Source organism: Actinomyces sp. ZJ308 (genome assembly GCF_011752065.1).
Classification (GTDB): domain Bacteria; phylum Actinomycetota; class Actinomycetes; order Actinomycetales; family Actinomycetaceae; genus Actinomyces.
In genome coordinates this window covers 1-4,526 of sequence record NZ_JAAIJY010000057.1, presented here as the reverse complement: position 1 = coordinate 4,526, position 4,526 = coordinate 1, and the positions used below count along the sequence as shown (strand labels likewise).

Below are 4,526 nucleotides of genomic sequence, written 5' to 3'. Positions count from 1 at the left end.
TCCAGGACGTCACCATCAACCTCAACGGCCACCACCTCACCGCCGCCGACCCCCTGACCCCCGAAGCCGAGAAAATCCTCACCGCCCTGAACATCCCAACAGGGCACTAAAAACTGTGCAACTCAGGCATGAGCACCGGCTGGAAGCAGATCAGCGGTTCTTGGTACTACTTCCAGGCCAATGGAGCCCAGCTCTCCAACGTCTGGATCTCCGACGGCGGAAAGTGGTATTACCTCGAGCTCTCGGGCGCGATGGCCGCCGGCAAGTGGGTCTCGTCGGACGGTCGCTGGTACTACGTCGACGCGGACGGCGCGATGGTGACCGGATGGAAGATGGTCGACGGAGCCTGGTACTACCTCCAGCCCAACGGTGCCATGGCCACCGGCTGGCAGCAGATCGGAGGGACCTGGTACTACCTCCAGCCCAGCGGCGCCATGACCACCGGCTGGACCAACATTGGAGGCACCTGGTTCCACTTCAACGACTCCGGCGCCATGAGCACGGGCTGGCAGCAGATCGGAGGGTCCTGGTACTACTTCCAGCCCAGCGGCGCCATGACCACCGGCTGGCAGCAGATCGGAGAGACCTGGTACTACCTCCAGCCCAGCGGCGCCATGACCACCGGCTGGCAGGCGATCGACGGCTCCTGGTACTACTTCCAGCCCAGCGGCGCCATGGCCATCGACTGGCAGCAGATCGACGGCTCCTTCTACTACCTGGGCAACAACGGTGCGATGGCAACCGGCTGGAAGTGGGTCCACTGGCACTGGTACTACTTCCAGAGCAACGGAGCCATGGTCCGAAATCAGTGGGTCGACAACTACTATGTGAACGAAAACGGCGCGATGACGATCAACAGGACCATGACGATTGACGGCCGCTCGTACACCTTCGACGGAAACGGCCATTGGTCCACTTCTGCGGCCGGCTGAGGCCACCCCAGTCCGGCTTCCACCAGAGGAAATATCAACGGCAAAGGAGGGAGAATCGTCAACAGCCCAGCGACTGACTGATTCCAAGCACGTGGGGTCCCGAGCGAACGCGTCTGCTCGGGACCCCACGGGCTTCGTGTCCGCATCTGCACCAAAGAGACCGGCACACCGCTCAGACACGCCAGGAAACCGCAGAGTTATGCGGTTTCATATCGCCACATGAAGGCCCGCTGCTGTCCTTGCGGCAGATGTGGACACCCCCGGACGAACGACCGCCTTCCAGGCGTCTGCACCCCATCAACCTCCCCGACCGGTCGAGCAGTACGACACCCATCCGTAATAAATCATAAGGGTAACCATCTCAGCAGATATCAAATACTTCATCAAACTGACGCACAATTCAGGCAACTTGGCCGTGATAACAGCGCCATCTCCTCGTATATTCTCAGTATCCGCCCGCCGGAGAAAAGGCCAAGAAAGACTGTTGACCGGCCGGTTATGACGGAGACGTTCACAAAGATGAGGACTCTTTCCTCAAGGAGGACATGATGAAGCGCACTGGCCGATACATGATCGGCACACTCGCGGCGATGACGCTCATGGGACTAGCAAACCCCGCAGCCCTGGCCGAGGAGGATGCTCCTACCGCCAGCCAGAGCGGTGAGGTCACCGCCACGCAGCCGGCAGACGAGCAGGCCGCCACATCCGACGACTCGCAGAAGGACAAGAAGGAGGAAGAATCCCCTGCCCATCAGGCGGAAGCTACGCAGGCCGCGTCTGCCGACGCAACGCAGGCTCAGTCGGATCAGGCACCTCAGTCGGCCGAGCCCAGTGCCAAGCCGGCCGAGACCCCCAAGGCAGATCCTCCGGCTGAGCCGAGCATGAAGCCCAGCGAGGCCCCTGGTGCCAAGCCGTCGGACCAGCCCTCCGACAAGCCCAGCGCGGATCCCGGCGCCTCAGCCGACCCCAGTGCCAAGCCCGGCGAGGAGCCCGGAACCAAGCCCGGCGAGGACCCCGGCGTCAAGCCGTCGGACCAGCCCTCCGACAAGCCCGGCGAGGACCCCGGCGCCAAGCCCAGCGCGGAGGCCAAGCCGTCGGCTCCGTCTGCTGAGCCCACCACGAAGCCCATCGTGGACCCGGCACCCAGTGCCAAGCCGGCCGAGACCCCCAAGGTGGAGCCGTCGGCCGAGCCCAGCGCCAAGCCGACTGAGTCACCCAAGGCAGATCCTCCGGCTGAGCCGAGCATGAAGCCCAGCGAGGCCCCTGGTGCCAAGCCGTCGGACCAGCCCTCCGACAAGCCCAGCGCGGATCCCGGCGCCTCAGCCGACCCCAGTGCCAAGCCCGGCGAGGAGCCCGGAACCAAGCCCGGCGAGGACCCCGGCGTCAAGCCGTCGGACCAGCCCTCCGACAAGCCCAGCGCGGATCCCAGCGCCTCAGCCGACCCCAGTGCCAAGCCCGGCGAGGAGCCCGGAACCAAGCCCAGTGAGGACCCCGGCGTCAAGCCGTCGGACCAGCCCTCCGACAAGCCCTCGGACCAGCCCTCCGACAAGCCCTCGGACCAGCCTTCCGACAAACCCGGCGAGGACCCCGGCGCCAAGCCGTCAGACCAGCCCTCCGACAAGCCGTCAGACCAGCCCTCCGACAAGCCCTCCGAGGAGCCCAAGTCCGGTTGGGAGACCAAGGACGGCCACCACTACTTCTACGAGAATGGTGAGCTGAAGAAGAACTGGGCCAAGATCGACGGCACCTGGTACTACTTCGGTGCGGACGGCGCCGCCGCTACCGGCACGCAGAAGATCGGCGACCACTGGTACTCCTTCAACGACATGGGAGCCATGCAGGCCAGCGGCTGGGTCAAGGACAAGGACACCTGGTACTACGCCAACGACAACGGCGATCTCGCCGCTCAGACCTGGAAGCTCGTCGACGGCGCCTGGTACCACTTCGACGCCGACGGCAAGATGCAGACCGGCCTGGTCACCGTCAACGGCACCCGCTACTACCTCGATCCCGTGTCCGGTGCCATGGCCGATGGCCGCTGGGTGAAGGACAAGGACACCTGGTACTACGCCAACCCCGAGGGCGCCATCGCCACGGGCTGGAAGATGGTCGACGGCGCCTGGTACCACTTCGACTCCAACGGCGTCATGGCCTCCAAGGGCTGGGTCGCCTCGGGCGGACAGTGGTACTACATGGAGGACTCCGGCGCGATGGTCACCGGCTGGATCATGGACGGGGGCACGTGGTACTACCTCCAGCCCAGCGGCGCCATGGCCACCGGCTGGAAGATGGTCGACGGCGCCTGGTACTACCTCAACGCCAACGGCGCCATGGCCACCGGCTGGATCATGGACGGGGGCACGTGGTACTACCTCAACGCCAACGGCGCCATGGCCACCGGCTGGAAGATGGTCGACGGCGCCTGGTACTACCTCCAGCCCAACGGGGCCATGACCACCGGCTGGGCCACGATCGACGGCGGCCGCTTCTACTTCCACAACAGCGGCACGCTCATCCGGTGAGTCCGGAGACCAACGTGATCTGACCTGAGGAACGGTCACCGACGAGTCGGGGTCCCAAGCAGAACCATCTGCTTGGGACCCCGCTCTGTCTGCCGAGATGTGGAAGGCGTGGAGACCAGGGCAGTTCCAACCCCATTCGTCTGAGACGCCCCCGATACGGTTCCGTTCGTCGCCGACGGCCTCCATCGGCAAGAACCGGAAAGCGCGACCTACTTGTCGCAGGCGATGCCGTCCTTGTCGCGGTCCAGCTCCGGCCGGTAGCCGGGGTCGCCCTGGTACATCGGAGCCGCCCCGGCAGCCCTCGCCTCCTTGCAGTTGGCGTAGTACTCCTTCTTCGGAGCGGGTTCCGGCGCTGGGGCCGGTTCCTGTACCGCTTCACCGCCACCAGAGCCTTGAGCATCCGTCTCCGGCGTCGGCTCGGGCTCCGGTACCGCGGGCTCCGGCGAGGGCTCGGGTGTCGGGGCCTGCATCGTCGGAGTCGGCGACGGCGTGGGCGTGGGCGACGGCGTGGGACTCGGCGTCGGGGTCGGAGTGGGTGACGGCGTGGGAGTGGGCGTGGGCGACGGCGACGCCGTAACCGTCACCTTCGGCGAGGGTGTCGGTATCGGCGAGACCGCGTCGTCGGCCGACGACGGCATCCCGCACCCGGCCAGCCCGGCGCAGACCGAGACGGTCAGAGCCGCAGACGCCGCACCCTTCACTGCCCTCTGGCACCTCGGCATCGGTGATACCGGTCGGCCTAGGCCGGGGCGGGGCGATCGTAAGGAGATGGACAAGACAGGAAAGTTCTTCAGCAGAGCCTCAAAAGAGAAGGGAAGGATAAGGATGCTGTGCCGCGTCGAGTGCCATGAGCATGGCGCGGCACCATGAGGAGTGAGCCGCGAGTAGTGCAGAGAGCCGACGGCTACTCAATGCCAGCGACAGACAGGCCTTACTTGTTGAATCGCCCCGGGTTTGATGGAGGCAGTGATGACACGGAAGGATCACTGTCATGGGACAGAAGAAGTACCCCGATGAGCTGCGCGAGCGAGCCACGAGGATGACCTTGGAGGCACTGGCCGACCCGGCGCGG

4 protein-coding genes are annotated in these 4,526 nt (G+C 65.4%); 3 read left to right on the top strand and 1 reads right to left on the bottom strand.

All coding sequences use genetic code 11. The features are described 5' to 3' along the window. Positions 1 to 128: 128 nt before the first annotated feature. Together HCR68_RS13670 and HCR68_RS14490 are read left to right on the top strand one after the other, a co-directional pair. Positions 129 to 932: a hypothetical protein gene (locus tag HCR68_RS13670; protein ID WP_167150373.1), complete on the top strand. Its 804-nt coding sequence runs from the start codon at positions 129 to 131 to the stop codon at positions 930 to 932. Positions 933 to 1,480: 548 nt separating this feature from the next. Continuing rightward, positions 1,481 to 3,454, top strand: a complete 1,974-nt coding sequence (locus HCR68_RS14490) for a PT domain-containing protein (RefSeq protein WP_167150371.1) — start codon at positions 1,481 to 1,483, stop codon at positions 3,452 to 3,454. A gap of 209 nt (positions 3,455 to 3,663) precedes the next feature. On the opposite strand, the gene HCR68_RS13660 is transcribed toward HCR68_RS14490, so the two are convergent. Further along, positions 3,664 to 3,924 (bottom strand): excalibur calcium-binding domain-containing protein, encoded by a 261-nt coding sequence (locus HCR68_RS13660; protein WP_167150375.1) that lies wholly within the window; start codon positions 3,922 to 3,924, stop codon positions 3,664 to 3,666. A gap of 25 nt (positions 3,925 to 3,949) precedes the next feature. Here HCR68_RS13660 and HCR68_RS13655 point away from each other — a divergent pair, with 25 nt between their 5' ends. Then, complete coding sequence (locus tag HCR68_RS13655; protein WP_167150369.1) at positions 3,950 to 4,324, top strand: hypothetical protein; 375 nt, start codon at positions 3,950 to 3,952, stop codon at positions 4,322 to 4,324. Positions 4,325 to 4,526: the final 202 nt, after the last annotated feature.